This window comes from Actinomadura sp. NPDC048955, from assembly GCF_040649435.1.
In the GTDB taxonomy this organism is placed as follows: domain Bacteria; phylum Actinomycetota; class Actinomycetes; order Streptosporangiales; family Streptosporangiaceae; genus Spirillospora; species Spirillospora luteofluorescens.
This window is the reverse complement of record NZ_JBEZJI010000059.1, coordinates 18,075-36,508: the sequence shown is the minus strand read 5'-3', so window position 1 is coordinate 36,508 and position 18,434 is coordinate 18,075. Positions and strand designations below refer to the sequence as shown.

Sequence of the window (18,434 nt, the reverse complement as noted above, 5' to 3'; positions counted from 1 at the left end):
CGGGCCGGGGCGCTCGGTCAGGGCCGGGGCGCCCGGTCAGGGGCGGGGCCAGGGGCTCCCGGCGAGGCGCTCGATGTCGGTGTTGAAGCGCTGGAGGAAGGAGGCGAAGGCCTCGACGTCCTCCGCCGTCCAGTCCGCCATGATCTTGTCGATGCCGGCGGTGATCTGGTCGCGCTCGCTGTCGAGGCGGCGCTCGCCCTCGCCCGTGATGCGGAACTTGCGGGCGATGCCGCCGGCCGGGTCGGGGATGCGCTCGACGAGGCCGTCGCGCAGCATGGCCGAGGTCTGCCGGTTCAGCGTCGAGGGGTCCAGGTCGAAGGCCTCGCTGAGCTGCCGGATCGACATGGGGCCCTCGATGCGGATGCGGCTCAGCAGGATGTAGGCGCTGCGCTCCAGCAGGCCGCCCTCGCGCCGGGAGCGCCGGGTGGCCAGGCTGTGCCGCCCGAGCAGCATGGTCTCGTACTCGATCAGATCCGTGGGCTTGTGCATGCCGGTCCTTCTCCCGGACGCGGTCCGCCCGGGTCGCTCCTGCCTGGATGCTCGCACCCCATGACTACCACAGGGATGTGCATCGTACATAAGTTGTGCATCGACCATAACGTATGTATGGTGCACAAGTTCCTCGACCCGACAGAAGGGATGTCACGTGGACGAGTCCGCGCCCGCCGTCCGACCCGGCGGGATCGTCGGCGTTCTCGCCGTGGGCGGCATCGTCGCCGCGTTCATGCAGACCCTCGTGGTGCCGCTGATCGCCGAGCTGCCGCGGCTGCTGCACACCACGGCCTCCAACGCGACCTGGGTGATCACCTCGACGCTGCTGGCCTCCGCGGTCGCGATGCCGATGATCGGGCGGCTCGGCGACCTGTACGGCAAGCGGCGGATGCTGCTGGTCTGCATGGTGCCGCTCATCACCGGGTCGGTGATCTGCGCGTTGGCCGGCTCGCTGGTCCCGATGGTCGTCGGCCGGGGCCTGCAGGGCGTCGGCATGGGCATGATCCCGCTCGGCATCAGCGCGCTGCGCGACCTGCTGCCGCCCGAGCGGCTGGGGTCCTCGATCGCGCTGCTGAGCTCGTCCATGGGCATCGGCGGGGCGTTCGGCCTGCCGCTCGCGGCCGTCATCGCGGACAACATGAGCTGGCGGGTGCTGTTCTGGGGCTCGGCCGCGATGAGCGCGCTCGTCGCCACGCTGATCTACCTGCTGGTGCCGGCCACGCCCGTCCAGGCCCGGGGCCGCTTCGACGCCGTGGGAGCGGTCGGCCTCGGCATCGGCCTCGTGTGCCTGCTGCTCGGCGTCTCCAAGGGCGCCGACTGGGGCTGGGCGAGCGGCACGACCATCGGGCTGTTCACCGCCACGGTCGTCGTGCTGCTGGCGTGGGGCTGGTGGGAGCTGCGGACCCGCGAGCCGCTGGTCGACCTGCGCGTCACCGCGCGCACCCAGGTGCTGCTCACCAACGCGGCCTCGGTCGTGATCGGGTTCTCGATGTACGCCCAGTCGCTGATCGTGCCGCAGCTGCTGCAGCTGCCGAAGGCGACCGGGTACGGGCTGGGCCAGTCGATGGTGGCCGCCGGCCTGTGGATGGTGCCGTCCGGCCTGCTGATGATGGCGGTGTCCCCGCTCGGCGCGCGGCTGTCGGCCGCCCGCGGGCCCAAGGTCACCCTGGTCGCCGGGAGCCTGGTGATCGCTCTCGGGTACGGGTCGTCCACGCTGCTCATCGGCGCCGCGTGGGGCCTGATGGTCGTCACGGCGATCTGCGGCATGGGCGTCGGCCTCGCCTACGGCGCGATGCCCGCCCTCATCATGGGCGCGGTGCCGCGGTCGGAGACCGCCTCGGCCAACAGCTTCAACACGCTGATGCGCTCGGTCGGCACCTCGGTGTCGGCGGCCGTGGTCGGGGTCGTGCTGTCCCAGCTGACCATCGACCTCGGCGGGCACGTGCTGCCGTCCGAGGACGGCTTCCGCGCGGGCCTGCTGATCGGCTGCGGCGTGGCGCTGCTCGCCGGGGCCATCGCGCTGGCCATCCCCGGGCGCGGGCGCCCGGTCACCGCCGGGGCCGAGCAGGCCGCCCCGGCTGAGGAGCGCGCCGCGTTCAAGGCCTGACCCCGGTCAGGGACGTGCCGGTCAGGGACGTGCCGGGGGCTCGCGCCGCAGGAGGTAGGTGTCCATGATCCACCCCTTGCGGGCGCGGGCCTCGGCGCGCACGGCGCGGATCCGCTCGGCCACCTCCGCGACCGGGCCGGAGACGAGGATCTCGTCGGGCGTGCCCAGGTAGGCGCCCCAGTAGATGTGGTAGCCGTCGCCCGCCTCGGTGAACGCGCAGTGCGCGTCCAGCATGACGAGGACGTCGTCGGCGGTGGGGCCCTCGGCGGCGAGACGGCGGCCGGTGGTGACGTGGACGGGGCGCCCCACCCGCGTGAGCCCGACGCCGTGCCGCGCGGTGAGCGCCGAGACGCTGCTGATGCCCGGGATCACCTCGCACTCGAACTCGGCGCCGACCTCCTCCAGCGCCGCGAGGGTGCTGTCGTAGACGCCGGGGTCGCCCCAGACGAGGATCGCGCCGGTCTGCCCGTCGGCGAGCTCGCCGGTGACGAACGACTCGTAGATCCGTGCGCGCCGCGACCGCCAGTCCTCGACGGCGGCGGTGTAGGCGGCGGCGTCGCGGTCGCGGTCGGGGTCGGGGGCCTCCACGATCCGGTACGGGGGCCGGCCGTGCGCCGCGATGAGGTCGTGCCGCAGCCCGGCCAGGTCGTGCTTGGCCCCTCCCTTGTCGACGACGAGGAAGACGTCGGCGGCGGCGATCGCCTTGGCCGCCTGGAACGTGAGGTGGTCGGGGTCCCCCGCGCCGATGCCGATGATCAGAAGCCGCTTCACGGCGCCAAGTGTGCCAGAGCGCTCCTATAGGCTTTATGTCCCGTTCGACCGAGGAGGCCAGTGGACGCGCGTGTCATCACCGTCGTGGGAATCGGCGCCGACGGGTGGGACGGGCTCGCGGAGGAGTCGCGCGAGGCACTGCGGACGGCGGAGGTCCTGTTCGGCAACCGCAGGCAGCTCGACCTCGTCCCCGGCGCCGACCGCGAGCGGGTCGCCTGGCCGTCGCCCCTGCTCCCCGCGCTGCCGGGGCTGATCGAACGGCACGAGGGGCGCGCGATCGCCGTGCTGGCGAGCGGCGACCCCATGTTCCACGGGATCGGCTCCACCCTCGCCGGGATGCTCGGCGCCGACCGGCTCCGCGTGCTGCCCCACCCGTCGTCGGCGTCGCTCGCGTGCGCCCGGCTCGGCTGGCCGCTGGACCGGGTCGACGTCCTCAGCATCGTGGGCCGTCCCGCCGCGGCGCTGAACGCGGCTGTCGCCCCCGGCCGGCGGCTCGTCGTGCTCGGCGCCGGACGGGAGGCTCCGATCATCGTCGCCGCGGTGCTGTCGGGCCGCGGCTTCGGCCCGAGCCGGATGACCGCCCTGTGCGACCTGGGCTCGGCCGAGGAGACGATCAGGCACGGCGTCGCGCAGGAGTGGACCGAGCCCGCCGCGTCCGCGCTGACCCTCACCGCCGTCGAGTGCGTGCCCGGCCCGGACGCGGCGCCGCTGCCCCGCACCCCCGGGCTCCGCGACGACGCCTTCGAGCACGACGGGCAGATCACCAAGAGCGAGGTCCGCGCGGTGACGCTGTCGCGCCTTGCCCCGCTGCCCGGCGAGCTGCTCTGGGACGTCGGCGCCGGCTCCGGCAGCGTGGCGATCGAGTGGGCGCGGGCGCACCCCGCCTGCGAGGCCGTCGCGATCGAGAGCAACCTCCGCCGGGCCGAGCGGATCGGCGCCAACGCGGCCGCGCTGGGCGTGCCGCGACTGCAGGTCGTGAAGGGCGAGGCTCCGGACGCGCTGGACGGCCTGCCCGAGCCGGACGCGGTCTTCATCGGCGGCGGGATCACCGACGCCGGGCTGCTGGACCGCTGCTGGGACGCCCTCAAGCCGGGCGGACGCCTGGTCGCCAACGCCGTGACCCTCGAATCGGAGGCCAGGGTGGTCGAGGGGCGCCGGCTGCTCGGCGGTGAGCTGGTCCGTGTCGGCGTCGAGCGCGCCGGGCCGCTGGGCGGGTTCACGGCCTGGCGCCCGGCGATGCCCGTCACGATCTGGACGGTCCGCAAGGACGCCCCGTGACGGTGTACTTCGTCGGCGCGGGCCCCGGCGCCGCCGACCTCATCACCGTGCGCGGCCTGCGGGTCCTGGAGTCCGCGCCGGTCTGCCTGTACGCGGGGTCGCTGGTGCCGGCCGAGCTGCTGGAGGCGTGCCCGCCCGGCGCCCGGGTCGTCGACACCGCGAACATGACGCTGGACGGGATCGTCGCCGAGCTGACGGCCGCCCACCGCGGCGGCCTGGACGTCGCGCGGCTGCACTCCGGCGACCCGTCGGTGTTCAGCGCGGTCGCCGAGCAGATGCGCCGCCTCGACGCGGAGGGCGTGCCGTACGAGGTCGTCCCCGGCGTCCCGGCGTTCGCGGCGGCGGCGGCCTCGCTCGGGCGGGAGCTGACCGTCCCCGGCGTCGGCCAGACCGTGATCCTGACCCGGACGGCCGTGCGCGCCACCCCGATGCCGGACGGCGAGGACCTCGCGACCCTCGGCGCGAGCGGCGCCACGATGGTGCTGCACCTGGCGGTCCAGCGCATCGAGGAGGTCGCCGGCGAGCTGCTGCCCCGCTACGGCGCGGACTGCCCGGTCGCCGTCGTCGCCCGCGCCAGCCGCGAGGACGAGCTGATCCTGCGCGGCACCCTCGGCGGCATCGCCGCCCTGGTCCGCGAGGCCGGGGTGCGGCGCACGGCGGTGATCGTCGTCGGGCGCGTCCTCACCGCGTCGGCGTTCCCCGACAGCCACCTCTACAGCGCCGGGCGGGACCGGGCGTGCGGCGCGTCCTGATCCTCGGCGGGACGGCGGAGGCCCGCGCCCTCGCGGCCCGCTTGACCGGCGTGCACGTCGTCTCCTCGCTCGCCGGGAGGGTGTCCGATCCGCGCCTGCCCGCGGGCGAGGTCCACATCGGCGGGTTCGGCGGCGCCGAAGGGCTCGCCGCGTGGCTGCGCGAGCACCGGATCGACCGCCTCGTCGACGCGACGCACCCGTTCGCGGAGCGGATGAGCGCCTCCGCCGAGCGCGCGTCGCGGCTGACGGGCGTGCCGCTGCTCGCGCTGCGCCGCCCCGGGTGGGACGAGGATGACGGCGACGACTGGCGGCGCGTCCCGTCCCTGCCGGACGCCGCCGCCGCGCTGCCGGACGGCGCCCGCGCGTTCCTCACGACCGGCCGCCGCTCCATCCCGGTGTTCGCCGCGCGGGCCGGCGTGTGGTTCCTGGCCCGGTCGGTGGACCCGCCGGAGCCGCCCGTCCCGCCCAACGTGCGCGTCCTGCTGGCGCGCGGCCCCTACACCGTGGACGGCGAGCGCGCCCTGATCCGCGAGCACCGGCTGGACGTCCTCGTCACCAAGGACAGCGGCGGCGCGATGACCCGCGCGAAGCTCACCGCCGCCCGCGAGGACGGGCTGCCGGTCGTGATGGTCGACCGCCCGGCCCTCCCCGAGGGCGTCCAGGCGACCGGCGACGTGGCGGCCGCGGCGGCCTGGGCTCAGGGGTAGCGGCGCGGGGTGAAGACCACGCCCCGCCCGGTCACGCGGGTGGCGGACGACCCGACGATGAGCAGGCAGCGCATGTCGACCCGCTCGGGGTCCAGCTCGCCGAGCGTCGTCACCGTCACGCTCTCCTCCGGCCCGCCGACGTCCCGCCCGACCACCACCGGCGTCTCGGGGGAGCGGTGCTTGAGCAGCAGGTCGCGCGCCGCCGGGAGCTGGTGCCTGCGCCGGGTCGACGAGGGGTTGTAGAGGGCCAGGACCAGGTCGGCCTCGGCCGCGGCGGCGAGCCGCCGCTCCACCACGTCCCACGGCTTGAGGATGTCCGACAGCGACAGGACGCAGAAGTCGTGCCCGAGGGGCGCGCCCGCCCGGGCGGCGACGGCCTGCGCCGCCGTCAGCCCCGGAACGACCTGCACCGGCACGTCCGCGAACTCGTCTCCGGCCGCGGCCTCCAGCACGGCCGTCGCCATCGCGAACACGCCGGGATCGCCGGAGGACACGACGGCGACGCGGGCCCCGTCGCGCGCGAGTTCCAGCGCGTGCCGGGCCCGGTCGGCCTCCACCCGGTTGCCGGACCCGTGCCGCCGCTGCCTCGGGTTCGGCGGCACCCGGTCCAGGTAGGGGCCGTAGCCGACGAGGTCGGTCGCGGACGCCAGGACGTCCTGCGCCTCCGGGGTCAGCCACGGCCGCCCCGCCGGCCCGAGCCCGACGACCCACACCCCGCCGGTCCCCTCCGGCCGCGCCGGGGGAGGCGCCGCGAACGAGCGCTCCGCCGGGCTCGTCAGCAGCGCGAGCGACATGTAGGGCACGTCCGCCGGGTCGACGGCGGCGAGCGGCAGGACGCGCTGCCGGTCGGTGGCGGCCCGCTCCACGTACCAGCCGTCGCCGAGCCGCCCCGCGTCCTCGAAGGCCTGCCTGACCTTGGGGAACGTCCGGCCGAGCTTGAGGACGGCCGCCGCGTCCGCGGTGCGCAGCCGCTCGGCCAGCTGCTCGCCGGGCAGCGTCCCCGGCAGGACGGTCAGCGTCTCCTCCCGCTCCACCAGCGGACGGCCCGCCGCCGCCGACGCCGCGCTGAGCGACGTCACGCCCGGCACCACCTCGGCCGGGTAGTGCGGCGCGAGCCGCTTGTGCAGGTGCATGTACGACCCGTAGAACAGCGGATCGCCCTCGCTCAGCACCACGACCGTCCGCCCCGCGTCGAGGTGCGCGGCGAGCCGGGCGGCGCAGTCGGCGTAGAACTCCTCCAGCGCCCCCGGGTACCCGCCCGGATGGTCGGTCGTCTCGGTCGTCACCGGGTAGACGAGCTGCTCCTCGATCCGCCCGTCCCGCAGGTACGGTCCGGCGATCGCCCGGGCGATGCTGCGGCCGTGCCGCGCGCAGTGGAAGGCCACCACGTCCGCCTCGCCGATCAGCCGCGCCGCCTTCACCGTGACCAGCTCCGGGTCGCCGGGCCCGACGCCCACGCCGAACAGCCGTCCCGCCATCACTCCGCCTCACTGGCGACGGCGTTGACCGCCGCCGCCGTCATCGCGCTGCCGCCGCGCCGCCCGCGCACCACCAGATGGTCCAGGCCGCTCGCGGCGAGCGCCTCCTTGGACTCGGCCGCCCCGATGAACCCGACCGGGATCCCGAGGACCGCCGCCGGGCGCGGCGCGCCCTCCTCCACCAGCTCCAGCAGCCGGAACAGCGCGGTCGGCGCGTTGCCGATCGCGACGACCGCGCCGCCGAGCCGGTCGCGCCACAGCTCCAGCGCCGCCGCGCTGCGCGTGGTGCCGAGCCGCTCGGCCAGCCCGGGCACTTCCGGGTCGCCCAGGGTGCACACGACCTCGTTGCCGGCGGGCAGCCGCGCGCGGGTCACGCCGGAGGCGACCATCCGCGCGTCGCACAGCACCGGCGCGCCCGCCAGCAGCGCCGCCCGAGCCCGCGCCACCACCCCCGGCGACCAGGCCAGATCCTCCACGAGGTCGGTCATGCCGCAGGCGTGGATCATGCGGACCGCGACCCGCGCCACGTCGTCCGGCAGTCCCGCCAGGTCGGCCTCCGCGCGGATCGTCGCGAACGACCGCCGGTAGATCTCGGCGCCGTCCCGGACGTAATCGATCACTGCTGTCCCTCCGCCGTCCTCAGCTCGACCGGGCCGCGGGGCATCCCGCAGCGCCGCTCGCATCCCGTCCAGTGGACGGGGGTCTCGGGCGCGCGGCCGAGCCCGGCGACGAAGCGCCGCGCCTCGCCCTGCACGTCGCCGCGCGACTTCGCGCATCCGGGGCTCCCGGTGCAGGCCGTCACGCCGACCCAGGGCGACGCGGGGTCGGCCGCGAAGCCCGCCGCCGCGAGCGCCGCCGCAGTGCGCCGCGCCTCGCCGCGGTCCAGGTCCCGCAGCACGACGCTGCGCCAGGGCGTCACCCGCACCTCGTCCGCGACTGCGGCGAGCGCCTCGGCCTGCGCGCCGGACAGCCGGCCGAGCGGGGCCACGGCCTCCAGCGCGGCGCGCCCGTCCCGCTGCGCGACGATCCCGGCGTGCGGCGGCGCGGGATCCGGGCGCGGCGGCGTCTCTCCCACGGCCGCGCCCAGCCGCTCGGCGACGAGCCGCGCGCCGTCCGGGACCTCCGCGAGCCGCCAGGCGTCGCCCCGGATCTCCAGGAACGCCTCCGCCGCCGCGAGCAGGGCCGCGACGGGATCGCCGGGGACGGGCCCGAGCCGCGTCCCGGCCAGCCGAAGGCCGCCGGGTGCGAGGGCCGCGTCGGCGTTCAGCGCGGCCGTGTCGCCGGTGCCGTCGTCGAGCGCGAACAGGAACCGCCCCGGCAGCCGGGCCAGCTCCGGACGGCCGCACAGCGCCTCGTCCAGCGCCGTGACCAGCGGATCCGTGGCGAGGGCGCCGTGCGGGCCGCGCCCGCCGAGCGGGGACGCGACGATGTTGCGCACCCGCTCGTGGGTCGCCGACGGCAGCAGCCCCGCGGCGGCCAACCGGGCCGCGAGGGCCGCCGGGTCGCGGACGCCGCGCACCTGGAGGTTGCCGCGGGACGTGAGTTCGATCACGTCCCGGCCCAGTTCGCGTGCGGCGGCGCCGAGCACCGCGAGCTGCGCGGACGACACCGCGCCGCCCGGGACGCGGACGCGCGCCAGCGGCCCGTCGGCGGCGTCGTGGGTGCGCAGCGCCCCGGGGCACGCGTCGGGACGGGCTCTGACATTCGGCACGGGGAGGATGTTAACCACAGTTTGCAGGGCGACCGCGCTGCCGTACTCTTCTGCTCAGGCGATGGCAATGGGAGGAAGCCGGTGCGAATCCGGCGCGGTCCCGCCACTGTGACCGGGGAGCGAACCCCGCTGTAGGCCACTGTCCGCGAGGACGGGAAGGCCGGGGCGAGCGTCGATCCGGGAGCCAGGAACTCCTGCCGTCGCGATGACCCGCGACCGGGGCGAGGACCCCAGGGGGAGGATGCGCCGTGCCCGAGCACAGCCGCACGGTCCTGTTGCTGTCGACGTCCGACACCGATCTGCTGAGCGCCCGCGCATCCGGCGCCGCCTACCGGCTCGGCAACCCCGCGCGGCTCACCGCCCGCGACCTGCCCGAGCTGACCGACGGCGCCGACCTCGTCGTGGTGCGGCTGCTCGGCGGCCGGCGCGCCTGGGAGGACGGGCTCGGCGCGCTGCTCGCGGGCCCCCGGCCGGTCGTCGTCCTCGGCGGCGAGCAGGCCCCCGACGCCGAGCTGATGGAGCTGTCCACGGTCAGCGGCGGGGTGTGCGCCGAGGCGCACGCCTACCTCGCGCACGGCGGTCCCGCCAACCTCGCCGAGCTGCACGCGTTCCTGTCCGACACCGTGCTGCTGACCGGGCGCGGCTTCGCCCCGCCGGCGCCGGCGCCGGCCTGGGGGCGGCTCGACCGCGCCGCCCGCGACGGCGGCGGACCCGTGGTCGGCGTGCTCTACTACCGCGCCCACCACATGGCGGGCAACACCGCGTTCGTCGAGGCGCTGTGCACGGCCGTGGAGGACGCGGGCGGGCGCGCCATGCCGGTGTTCTGCTCGTCGCTCCGCACCGCCGAGCCCGACCTGCTGGACACGCTCCGCCAGGCGGACGCCCTGGTGGTGACGGTGCTCGCGGCGGGCGGGTCGCGGCCCGCGACGGCCGGGGCGGGCGGCGACGACGAGGCCTGGGACGTGGGCGCGCTCGCCGCGCTGGACGTCCCGATCCTGCAGGGCCTCTGCCTCACCACGAGCCGGTCGGAGTGGGAGGGCAGCGACGACGGGCTGTCGCCGCTGGACGCGGCGTCGCAGGTCGCGATCCCCGAGTTCGACGGGCGGATCATCACGGTCCCGTTCTCGTTCAAGGAGATCGACGAGGACGGGCTCACCGTCTACGCCGCCGACCCCGAGCGCGCCGCGCGGGTCGCCGGGATCGCCGTCCGGCACGGCCGGCTCCGCCACACCCCGGCCGCCGCCCGCCGCCTCGTCGTGATGCTGTCGGCGTACCCGACCAAGCACGCCCGCGTCGGCAACGCCGTCGGCCTCGACACCCCGGCGAGCACCGTCCGGCTGCTGGCCCGGCTCCGCGACGCGGGCTACGACCTGGGGGAGGGCTTCCCCGGCGTCGACGGGCAGGACGGCGACGCCCTCGTCCACGCGCTCATCGCGGCGGGCGGGCAGGACGAGGACTGGCTCACCGAGGAGCAGCTCGCGGGCAACCCCGTCCGCATCTCCGCCGCGTCCTACGAGCGCTGGTACCGCACCCTGCCCGCCGGCCTGCGCGAGGGGATGGAGCGGCACTGGGGCCCGCCGCCCGGGGAGCTGTTCGTCCAGGACGGCGACATCGTCCTCGCCGCCCTGCGCGCCGGCAACCTCGTCGTCATGGTGCAGCCGCCGCGCGGCTTCGGCCAGAACCCCATCGCGATCTACCACGACCCCGACCTGCCGCCCAGCCACCACTACCTGGCCGCCTACCGGTGGCTGTCGGACGAGTTCGGCGCGCACGCGATCGTCCACGTCGGCAAGCACGGCAACCTGGAGTGGCTGCCCGGCAAGGCGGCGGGCATGTCGGCGTCGTGCGGCACCGACGCGGCGCTAGGCGACGTCCCGCTGGTCTACCCGTTCCTCGTCAACGACCCCGGCGAGGGCACGCAGGCCAAGCGCCGCGCGCACGCCGTCCTCGTCGACCACATGGTCCCGCCGATGGCCCGCGCCGAGACCTACGGCGACATCGCCCGCCTCGAACAGCTCCTCGACGAGCACGCGACGATCGCCGCGATGGACCCGGCGAAGCTGCCAGCGATCCGCGCCCAGATCTGGACGCTCATCCAGGCCGCCAAGCTCGACCACGACCTCGGCCTGGACGACCGCCCGCACGACACCGAGTTCGACGACTTCCTCCTGCACGTCGACGGCTGGCTGTGCGAGGTGAAGGATGCGCAGATCCGCGACGGCCTGCACGTCCTCGGCCAGGCGCCCACCGGCCAGGTCCGCGTCGACCTGGTGCTGGCCATGCTCCGCGCCCGCCAGATGTGGTCGGGTCGCGAGACGCTGCCGGGCCTGCGGGAGGCGCTCGGGCTCAGCGAGGCCGGCGGCGAGGCGCTCGCCGACGTCGACGCCGCCGAGGCCGCCGCCCGTTCCCTCGTCCAGGCCATGGAGGACGCCGGCTGGACCGTGGACGCGGCCCGGGACGCCGCCCGGGACGTGCCGGCGGAGCGCCGCGACGCCGTGACGCGGGTCCTGGAGTTCGCGGCCGCCGAGATCGTCCCGCGCCTGGCCCGCACGACCGACGAGCTCGACCACGTCCTGCACGCCCTGGACGGCGGCTACGTCCCGGCGGGCCCGAGCGGGTCGCCGCTGCGCGGCCTCGTCAACGTCCTGCCGACCGGCCGCAACTTCTACTCGGTCGACCCGCGCGCCGTCCCGAGCCGCCTCGCCTGGGAGACCGGGCAGGCGATGGCCGACTCGCTCCTGGAGCGCTACCGCGCCGACCACGGGGAGTGGCCGCGCTCGGTCGGGCTGTCGGTGTGGGGGACGAGCGCGATGCGCACGGCGGGCGACGACGTGGCCGAGGTCCTCGCGCTGCTCGGCGTCCGCCCGGCCTGGGACGAGGCGTCCCGCCGCGTCACGGCGCTGGAGCCGGTCCCGCTCGCCGAACTGGGCCGGCCGCGCATCGACGTCACCGTCCGCATCAGCGGCTTCTTCCGGGACGCGTTCCCGCACGTCGTCGCCATGCTGGACGACGCCGTCCGGCTCGTCGCCGGGCTGGACGAGCCGGACGCCGACAACCACGTCCGCGCCCACGTGCGGGCCGACCGGGAGCGGCACGGCGACGAGCGCCGCGCCACCCTGCGCGTGTTCGGGTCCGCTCCCGGCGCCTACGGGGCCGGGCTGCTGCCGCTCATCGACAGCCGCAACTGGCGCGACGACGCCGACCTCGCCGAGGTGTACGCGGTGTGGGGCGGCCACGCCTACGGCCGCGACCTCGACGGGGTGCCCGCCCGCGCCGACATGGAGAGCGCCTACCGGCGGATCGCCGTCGCCGCCAAGAACGTCGACACCCGCGAGCACGACATCGCCGACTCCGACGACTACTTCCAGTACCACGGCGGCATGATCGCCACCGTCCGCGCGCTGACCGGGAAGGCCCCCGAGGCCTACGTCGGCGACAGCACCCGCCCGGACGCCGTGCGCACCCGCACCCTCTCGGAGGAGACCGCGCGGATCTTCCGGGCCCGCGTCGTGAACCCGCAGTGGCTGGCCGCCATGCGCCGGCACGGCTACAAGGGCGCGTTCGAGCTGGCCGCGACCGTGGACTACCTGTTCGGCTACGACGCCACCACCGGCGTCATGGCGGACTGGATGTACGACCGGCTCACCGCCGCCTACGTCCTGGACGAGGAGAACCGCGCGTTCATGGCGGAGTCGAACCCGTGGGCGCTGCACGGCATCGCCGAGCGCCTGCTGGAGGCGGCCGAGCGCGGCATGTGGGAGCACCCCGACCCGGCGGTCCTCCAGGGCCTCCAGGAGGTCTACCTCAAGACGGAGGGCGACCTGGAGGACGACACCAGCCGCTGAGCCGCCTCCGGGAACCCCGCCCAGTGCAGGTGCAGGTAGGAGGCGGTGATCCGGTCGTCGCCGTACCCGTCGCGGCCGTCCCGCCACCGGAACAGCGGCCTGGCCTGCGTCTCCAGCTCCGTCCGGTGGAACTCGTGGCCGCGGAACCGCTCGCCCGGACGGGTCAGCGGCGACTCGGCCACCGCCACCGCCTCCCGGTAGCCGAGCGTCAGCCGGGACGTCATCCGCGCGCGTCCCGGCACCCGCCCGCACATCGCCCGGCCGTCGAGTTCCTCGCACAGGTAGAGGAGACCGGCGCACTCCGCGGCGATCGGACCGGGGAACGCCGCGACCTCGGCGAGCATCGGCGCGTTGGCGGCCAGCTCGGCGGCATGGACCTCGGGGAAGCCGCCGCCGATGACGAGCGCGCCCGTCCCGTCCGGCAGGGCCTCGTCCCGCAGCGGGTCGAAGACGGCCACGTCGGCGCCCGCCGCGCGCAGCAGCTCCACGTGCTCGGCATAGGAGAAGGTGAACGCCGCCCCGCCCGCGACCGCGACGACCGGGCCGCCCTCGACCGCCGCGACCTGCTCGGACGGGTCCCATGCGGGCCCCGGCATCGGGGGAGCGGTGCCCGCCAGGCGCAGCAGGGCGTCCACGTCGCAGGACCGCTCCACCAGCGCGCCGAGCCGCTCCACCGCCCGGACGGCCTCCGCGCCCCGCTCGGCCGCCGGGATCAGCCCGAGGTGGCGGGCCGGGGTGACGACCGCGTCGTCCCGCCGGATCGCGCCGAGCACCGGCACGCCCGTCGCCTCCAGCGCGCCCCGGCACAGCTCCTCGTGCCGCTCCGAGCCGACCCGGTTGAGGACGACGCCGCCGATCCGCACCCCCGGCTCGAACGTCGCGAAGCCGTGCACGAGCGCCGCCACCGACCGGCTCTGCCGCGCGGCGTCCACGACCAGCACGACCGGCGCCGAGAGCAGTCGCGCGACGTGCGCCGTGGACGCGAACCCCGTGTCGCCGCGCCCGTCGAACAGGCCCATGACGCCTTCGACCACCGCCACGTCGCAGCCTTCGGCGCCGTGCAGGAACAGCGGCGCCACCCGTTCCTCGCCGGTGAGCCACGGGTCGAGGTTGCGGCCGGGTCGCCCCGCCGCGAGCGCGTGGTAGCCGGGGTCGATGTAGTCGGGACCGACCTTGTGCGGCGACACGGCGCGGCCGCGCGCCCGCAGCGCCGCGATCAGGCCGGTCGCCACGGTCGTCTTGCCGGTGCCGGACGCGGGCGCCGCGACCACGAGCCGGGGGATCACCACTCGATGCCCCGCTGGCCCTTCTGCCCGGCGTCCATCGGATGCCGGACCTTGCCCATCTCCGTCACCAGGTCGGCGGCCTCGACCAGCGGGCCGGGCGCGTCGCGGCCGGTGACGACGACGTGCTGGCTCCCGGGACGCGCGGTGAGGGTCCCGACCACGTCGTCCAGGTCGAGCCAGCCCCACTTGAGCGGATAGGTGAACTCGTCGAGCACATAGAAACGGTACGTCTCGGCGGCCAGGTCCCGCTTGATCTGCGCCCAGCCCTCGCGGGCGTCGGCCGCGTGGTCCTCCTCGCTGCCGGGGCGCTGGATCCACGACCAGCCCTCGCCCATCTTGTGCCAGGCGACCGGACCGCCCTCGCCGCTCTCCCCGAGCACGCGCAGCGCCCGCTCCTCGCCGATCCGCCACTTCGCCGACTTCACGAACTGGAACACCCCGACCGGCCAGCCCTGGTTCCACGCCCGCAGCGCCATCCCGAACGCCGCCGTCGACTTCCCCTTCCCGGGGCCGGTGTGAACGATCAGCAGGGGCCGGTTGCGGCGCTGCCGCGTGGTGAGGCCGTCGTCAGGGACGGAGACGGGCTTTCCCTGGGGCATCTAGGCCGCCTTTCCACCGTCGTGTCCGCGGTGGGCGCGGACGATTCCGTCGAGGTCGCCGAGCGGGACGAGCCGCGCCCCGAGCCGGACCGCGAGCCGCCCCGCGAGGCCGAGCCGGACCGGGCCGTCCTCGCAGTCCACGACGATCCCGGCGGTACCGGCCAGCAGCCCGGCGGCCCGGTCCACGTCGCCTCCGGCGGTCGCCCGCCCGTCGGTGACGACCACGAGCAGCGGGCGCCGCGCCGGGTCGCGCAGCCGCTCGGCGCGCAGCACCTCCGCCGCGCGCGAGAGCCCGGCCGCCAGCGGCGTGCGGCCCCCGGTCGGCAGGGACCGCAGCCGCGCCGCGCCCGCCTCGACCGACGACGTCGGCGGCAGGACGAGCTCGGCGGTCCGCCCGCGGAAGGTGACCAGGCCGACCTTGTCGCGGCGCTGGTAGGCGTCCAGCAGCAGACTGAGGACGGCCGTCTTCACCGTCGTCATGCGCCGGCGCGCGGCCATCGAGCCGCTCGCGTCCACGACGAACAGCACCAGGTTCCCCTCGCGGCCCTCGCGGACCGCCTCCCGCAGGTCGTCGGGGCGCAGCACGAGACCGGCGCCGGACCGGCCCCGCGCCCGCTGCCGCGGCGCGGCGGCCAGCAGCGTCGCCACCACGTGGGGGTCGCGGACCTTCGCGGCCGGGCGCCGCGCACCGGTGACCCGGCCCCGCGCCGTCCGCGAGCGCGACCGCCGTCCCGCGGCGCCCTCGCCGACGCCCGGCACCTCCAGCAGCGGCACGGCGTGCGGCACGCCGACCGACGCGACCCGCCCCCCGCCCCCGGGCCGCCCGTCCTGCTCCAGGCCCGCGCCCTGCTCGGGGCCTCCGCCCTGCTCAGGGCCCGCGTCTCGCTCCGAGCCCGCGTCCCGTTCCGAGCCCGCGTCCCATTCCGAGGCCGCGCCCTGGTCGGGGCCTGCGCCTTGCTCCGGGCCCGCGCTCTGCCCGGGGCCCGCGTCCGGGGACGGGGCCGGGCCCTGCCCGCCGTCGTGCCGCTGGGACGGGGGCTTCCCGCCGCCCCCGCCGTCCGGGGGAGGATCGTCGCTGGGGGACGTACTGTCGAGCAGCTCGTCGAGCAGGGACTCGTCCAGGCCGGGGGCGTCGAACGGGTCCCGCCTGCGCCGGTGCGGCAGCGACAGCCGGGCCGCCGCGCGCACGTCCTCGTCCGTCACCTCGTCGTGTCCCCGCCACGCGGCGTGCGCGAGCGCGGCGTTCGCCGTGACCAGGTCGGCGCGCAGCCCGTCGACCTCGAAGCCCGCGCACACGGCTGCGATCTGCTCCAGCCGCGCGTCCGGCAGCCCGACGTCGGCGAGCCTCTCCCGCGCGGCCGAGATGCGCTCCGCCAGCTCGGCCTCGGCGTCCTCCCAGCGCGCGGCGAACGCGGCGGGGCCGGCCTCGAACGCCAGCCGCCGCCGCACGACCTCGGCCCGCTCCCTCGGGTCCCGCGTCGCCCGCACCTCGACCGTCAGCCCGAAGCGGTCGAGGAGCTGGGGGCGCAGCTCGCCCTCCTCGGGGTTCATCGTCCCGACCAGCAGGAACCGCGCGGCGTGCCGCACCGACACCGACTCGCGCTCCACGTAGCAGGTGCCGAGCGCGGCGGCGTCCAGCAGGAGGTCCACCAGATGGTCGTGCAGGAGGTTGACCTCGTCCACGTACAGGACGCCGCGGTGGGCCGCCGCGAGCAGCCCCGGCTCGAACGCCTTGACGCCCTCGGTCAGGGCGCGCTCGACGTCCAGCGACCCGGCGAGCCGGTCCTCCGAGGCCCCCACCGGCAGCTCCACCAGCGCGGACGGCCGCCGCACCGCCGGCCCGCCCGGTTCGTGCGGACCGTCCGGGCAGGACGGGTCGGGCGCCGCCGGGTCGCAGGCGAACCGGCAGCCCGGCACCGTGTCCACGGCGGGGAGCTGCGCGGCCAGGGCGCGCACGATCGTCGACTTGGCGGTGCCCTTCTCGCCGCGCACCAGCACACCCCCGACCCGCGGCGAGACGGCGTTGAGCAGCAGCGCCAGCTTCAGGTCGTCCAGCCCGACGACGGCGCTGAACGGATAGGCGACGTTCACACCTGGACCTTCCGGTTGACATGGGCGACCCGCCAGCCGCTCCCGGCGGCGGCGAGCCTCGTGGTGGACAGCGGCGCGAGATCGATCCGGTCGGCCGCGAGGACCCCGAGGCCGAGCGCGTGGGCGAGCGCCGCCCGGATCACGCCCGCGTCGCAGACGGCGACGCCGGCCGGGCCGCCGCCGAGCCACGCCGCGACCCGCGCCGCGAGCGCGGACCGGCTCTCCCCGCCGTGGGGCGCGGCGTCCGGGTCCGCCAGCCAGGCGGCCAGCGCGTCCGGTTCGGCGTCGGCGAGGCGCAGGCCCGCCCAGGAGCCGTGGTCGGCCTCGGCGAGCGCCGCGGCCGGGCGGGCGTCGAGGCCGAGCGCGGCGCAGGTCTCCCGGGCGGCGCGGGCGGGCGACGTCCACGCCGCCCCGTCCGGCAGTGCCCCGGCCAGGGCCCTCGCCCTCGCCAGGCCGGACGGGTCGGCGGCGGGATCGGCGGGGAAGCGGGCCTGCCGCATCCCCGCCGACGTCGCGTGCCGGACGAACAGCACTCCGGTCAGGGCGGCCCGCTCATGCCGGGGCCGGGGCCGGGGCACGGGCGGCCCGGTCGCAGAACCACCCGAACAGGGTTCCGAAGGACGCCCAGAACACCAGCTGCGTCCCGAGCGAGGTGATGCGGAACTGCCACAGCAGCGTGGCGGGGAACCCGTCCGGCACCTCGTCGACGGTGGGCAGCAGCAGGGACGCCACCGCCACCGGCACGACGAACGCCAGCACGGCCGCCGGCCACCGCGCCCACGGCCCGCCGCGCACGCTGCGCGCCGTGGTCACCGCGATGGCGGTGGACAGCAGCCCGACCCCGATCATCGCCAGGTACAGCAGGGTGCGGGTGTTGATCGTCTCCGGGTCGCCCACCGCGGGCGGGTTCGCCGGATACTTCAGGAACGGCACGACGATGACGGCGGCGAAGGCCGTCCCGGCGGCGGCGAGCGCGAGCGCGGCGTCCGAGCGCGGCCCGACGCGCCCCCGCAGCCCCGCGAAGGCCAGCGCGAACACGCCGCCCACCGCGAGGCCGTACAGACCCGTGGCGAGGAAGAGCCCGGCCTTCTGCGTGCCGCGGCTCACCTCCTCGCCGTGCTCGTGCTTTCCGGTCTCCTGTTCGTGTGTTCCGGACTCGTGCCCGTGTGTTGCGGACTCGGGCTCGGCCGCCGCGCCGTGCCCGGGCGCGGCGGCGGCGGCGTTCTCCAGGGCGATCGCGTCGTCGATGCGGGGTTCGCCGACCGCGAAGGAGAAGACGCCCGCGACGAGACCGGCCAGCAGGCCCAGAAGAAGGCCCCTGACCAGCAGGGTGCGCACCATGCGGCGGCCTAGTGGCAGGGCACGCCGAGCAGGTGCCGCCCGTCGTGCATCAGCTCGTGGAGGTAGCCGCCGGTCTGCGACACGGCGCCGTTGTCCATCAGGACGAGGTAGCCGAGGAGCAGCAGCGCGGGCACCGCGAGCAGCCAGGGAACGAGGTGGGAGAGGGGGATGTGGCGAGCCGACAGCGTGCTCACGGAGCCTCCGTAGGGGATCTGGCGCGTCCCGGACAATGAGGTCGCGATCACCCGAGCGACCTGGCTCCCGGGATCGTCGTCCCGGATACAGTGGCGCGTCCGCACCGGCATCTCACCGGATTTCCCTCGGGCAACCGTGAATCAGCCGAACCGTACGATCCCGGCGAACGCCCTGTCAACAGCGCGCCCCCGGCCCCGTCCCGCCCAACGAACCGGATGACCAGCCAGCAAGAGGCCGAAATCCGGCTTTGTTGCCATGAAGCGCGACTCACCTATCATGGCG

The 18,434-nt window shown here is 76.2% G+C and carries 16 protein-coding genes and 2 riboswitches; of the genes, 5 read left to right on the top strand and 11 right to left on the bottom strand.

From position 1 onward, the window contains the following. Window positions 1-36: 36 nt before the first annotated feature. A complete protein-coding gene (locus AB0C84_RS36950) occupies window positions 37-489 on the bottom strand; it encodes a MarR family transcriptional regulator (RefSeq protein WP_258943158.1) in 453 nt (150 codons plus the stop codon). A gap of 157 nt (window positions 490-646) precedes the next feature. Here AB0C84_RS36950 and AB0C84_RS36945 point away from each other — a divergent pair, with 157 nt between their 5' ends. Continuing rightward, entirely contained in the window at window positions 647-2,098 is a 1,452-nt protein-coding gene (locus AB0C84_RS36945) for an MFS transporter (protein ID WP_361075293.1), read from the top strand. Between the two features lie 21 nt (window positions 2,099-2,119). On the opposite strand, the gene cobF is transcribed toward AB0C84_RS36945, so the two are convergent. Next, a complete protein-coding gene (cobF, locus tag AB0C84_RS36940) occupies window positions 2,120-2,869 on the bottom strand; it encodes a precorrin-6A synthase (deacetylating) (protein ID WP_361075291.1) in 750 nt (249 codons plus the stop codon). A gap of 60 nt (window positions 2,870-2,929) precedes the next feature. On the opposite strand from cobF, the gene cbiE reads away from it, so the two are divergent. From cbiE to AB0C84_RS36925, 3 genes are read left to right on the top strand one after another with little or no spacing between them, the layout of a single operon-like run. Further along, complete coding sequence (gene cbiE / locus AB0C84_RS36935) at window positions 2,930-4,147, top strand: precorrin-6y C5,15-methyltransferase (decarboxylating) subunit CbiE (protein ID WP_361075289.1); 1,218 nt, start codon at window positions 2,930-2,932, stop codon at window positions 4,145-4,147. Then, entirely contained in the window at window positions 4,144-4,899 is a 756-nt protein-coding gene (cobM, locus tag AB0C84_RS36930; protein ID WP_361075287.1) for a precorrin-4 C(11)-methyltransferase, read from the top strand. Before cbiE ends, cobM begins: the two co-directional genes overlap by 4 nt. Further along, window positions 4,884-5,606: a cobalt-precorrin-6A reductase gene (locus AB0C84_RS36925; RefSeq protein ID WP_361075285.1), complete on the top strand. Its 723-nt coding sequence runs from the start codon at window positions 4,884-4,886 to the stop codon at window positions 5,604-5,606. The genes cobM and AB0C84_RS36925 overlap by 16 nt, the downstream gene beginning before the upstream one ends. Here AB0C84_RS36925 and AB0C84_RS36920 read toward each other — a convergent pair. From AB0C84_RS36920 to AB0C84_RS36910, 3 genes are read right to left on the bottom strand one after another with little or no spacing between them, the layout of a single operon-like run. Then, complete coding sequence (locus AB0C84_RS36920) at window positions 5,597-7,084, bottom strand: precorrin-2 C(20)-methyltransferase (protein WP_361075283.1); 1,488 nt, start codon at window positions 7,082-7,084, stop codon at window positions 5,597-5,599. The genes AB0C84_RS36925 and AB0C84_RS36920 overlap by 10 nt on opposite strands. Next, window positions 7,084-7,704: a precorrin-8X methylmutase gene (locus tag AB0C84_RS36915; RefSeq protein WP_258943164.1), complete on the bottom strand. Its 621-nt coding sequence runs from the start codon at window positions 7,702-7,704 to the stop codon at window positions 7,084-7,086. Before AB0C84_RS36915 ends, AB0C84_RS36920 begins: the two co-directional genes overlap by 1 nt. Further along, window positions 7,701-8,795, bottom strand: coding sequence for a precorrin-3B synthase (locus tag AB0C84_RS36910; RefSeq protein ID WP_361075281.1), 1,095 nt, complete (start codon window positions 8,793-8,795; stop codon window positions 7,701-7,703). The genes AB0C84_RS36915 and AB0C84_RS36910 overlap by 4 nt, the downstream gene beginning before the upstream one ends. Before the next feature lie 45 nt (window positions 8,796-8,840). After that, a riboswitch (cobalamin riboswitch) is annotated at window positions 8,841-9,012 on the top strand. A 31-nt stretch (window positions 9,013-9,043) separates the two neighbouring features. Between AB0C84_RS36910 and cobN the strand changes: the two genes are divergently transcribed. Next, window positions 9,044-12,640, top strand: coding sequence for a cobaltochelatase subunit CobN (cobN, locus tag AB0C84_RS36905; protein ID WP_361075279.1), 3,597 nt, complete (start codon window positions 9,044-9,046; stop codon window positions 12,638-12,640). Here the strand turns inward: cobN and AB0C84_RS36900 are convergent. Genes AB0C84_RS36900 through AB0C84_RS36875 form a run of 6 tightly spaced genes read right to left on the bottom strand, consistent with a single transcriptional unit; the run spans window position 12,595 to window position 18,151 of the window. Beyond that, complete coding sequence (locus tag AB0C84_RS36900) at window positions 12,595-13,926, bottom strand: cobyrinate a,c-diamide synthase (protein WP_361075320.1); 1,332 nt, start codon at window positions 13,924-13,926, stop codon at window positions 12,595-12,597. The genes cobN and AB0C84_RS36900 overlap by 46 nt on opposite strands. After that, entirely contained in the window at window positions 13,923-14,525 is a 603-nt protein-coding gene (gene cobO / locus AB0C84_RS36895; protein WP_361075277.1) for a cob(I)yrinic acid a,c-diamide adenosyltransferase, read from the bottom strand. Before cobO ends, AB0C84_RS36900 begins: the two co-directional genes overlap by 4 nt. After that, window positions 14,526-16,616, bottom strand: a complete 2,091-nt coding sequence (locus tag AB0C84_RS36890) for a VWA domain-containing protein (protein WP_361075275.1) — start codon at window positions 16,614-16,616, stop codon at window positions 14,526-14,528. It abuts the gene before it with no gap. Beyond that, on the bottom strand, window positions 16,613-17,194 hold the full coding sequence (locus AB0C84_RS36885; RefSeq protein ID WP_361075273.1) for a histidine phosphatase family protein: 582 nt from the start codon (window positions 17,192-17,194) through the stop codon (window positions 16,613-16,615). The genes AB0C84_RS36890 and AB0C84_RS36885 overlap by 4 nt, the downstream gene beginning before the upstream one ends. Beyond that, window positions 17,169-17,957, bottom strand: a complete 789-nt coding sequence (locus AB0C84_RS36880) for a CbtA family protein (RefSeq protein ID WP_361075271.1) — start codon at window positions 17,955-17,957, stop codon at window positions 17,169-17,171. Before AB0C84_RS36880 ends, AB0C84_RS36885 begins: the two co-directional genes overlap by 26 nt. Before the next feature lie 8 nt (window positions 17,958-17,965). Then, complete coding sequence (locus AB0C84_RS36875) at window positions 17,966-18,151, bottom strand: CbtB-domain containing protein (protein ID WP_179835852.1); 186 nt, start codon at window positions 18,149-18,151, stop codon at window positions 17,966-17,968. A gap of 59 nt (window positions 18,152-18,210) precedes the next feature. Further along, a riboswitch (cobalamin riboswitch) is annotated at window positions 18,211-18,271 on the bottom strand. Between the last annotated feature and the right edge of the window lie 163 nt (window positions 18,272-18,434).

Bases quoted from the DNA above. Each gene is read 5' to 3' on its own strand.
- AB0C84_RS36920 (WP_361075283.1), bottom strand. From the start codon at position 7,084: ATGGCGGGACGGCTGTTCGGCGTGGGCGTCGGGCCCGGCGACCCGGAG.
- AB0C84_RS36950 (WP_258943158.1), bottom strand. From the start codon at position 489: ATGCACAAGCCCACGGATCTGATCGAGTACGAGACCATGCTGCTCGGG.
- cobO (WP_361075277.1), bottom strand. From the start codon at position 14,525: ATGCCCCAGGGAAAGCCCGTCTCCGTCCCTGACGACGGCCTCACCACG.
- AB0C84_RS36880 (WP_361075271.1), bottom strand. From the start codon at position 17,957: ATGGTGCGCACCCTGCTGGTCAGGGGCCTTCTTCTGGGCCTGCTGGCC.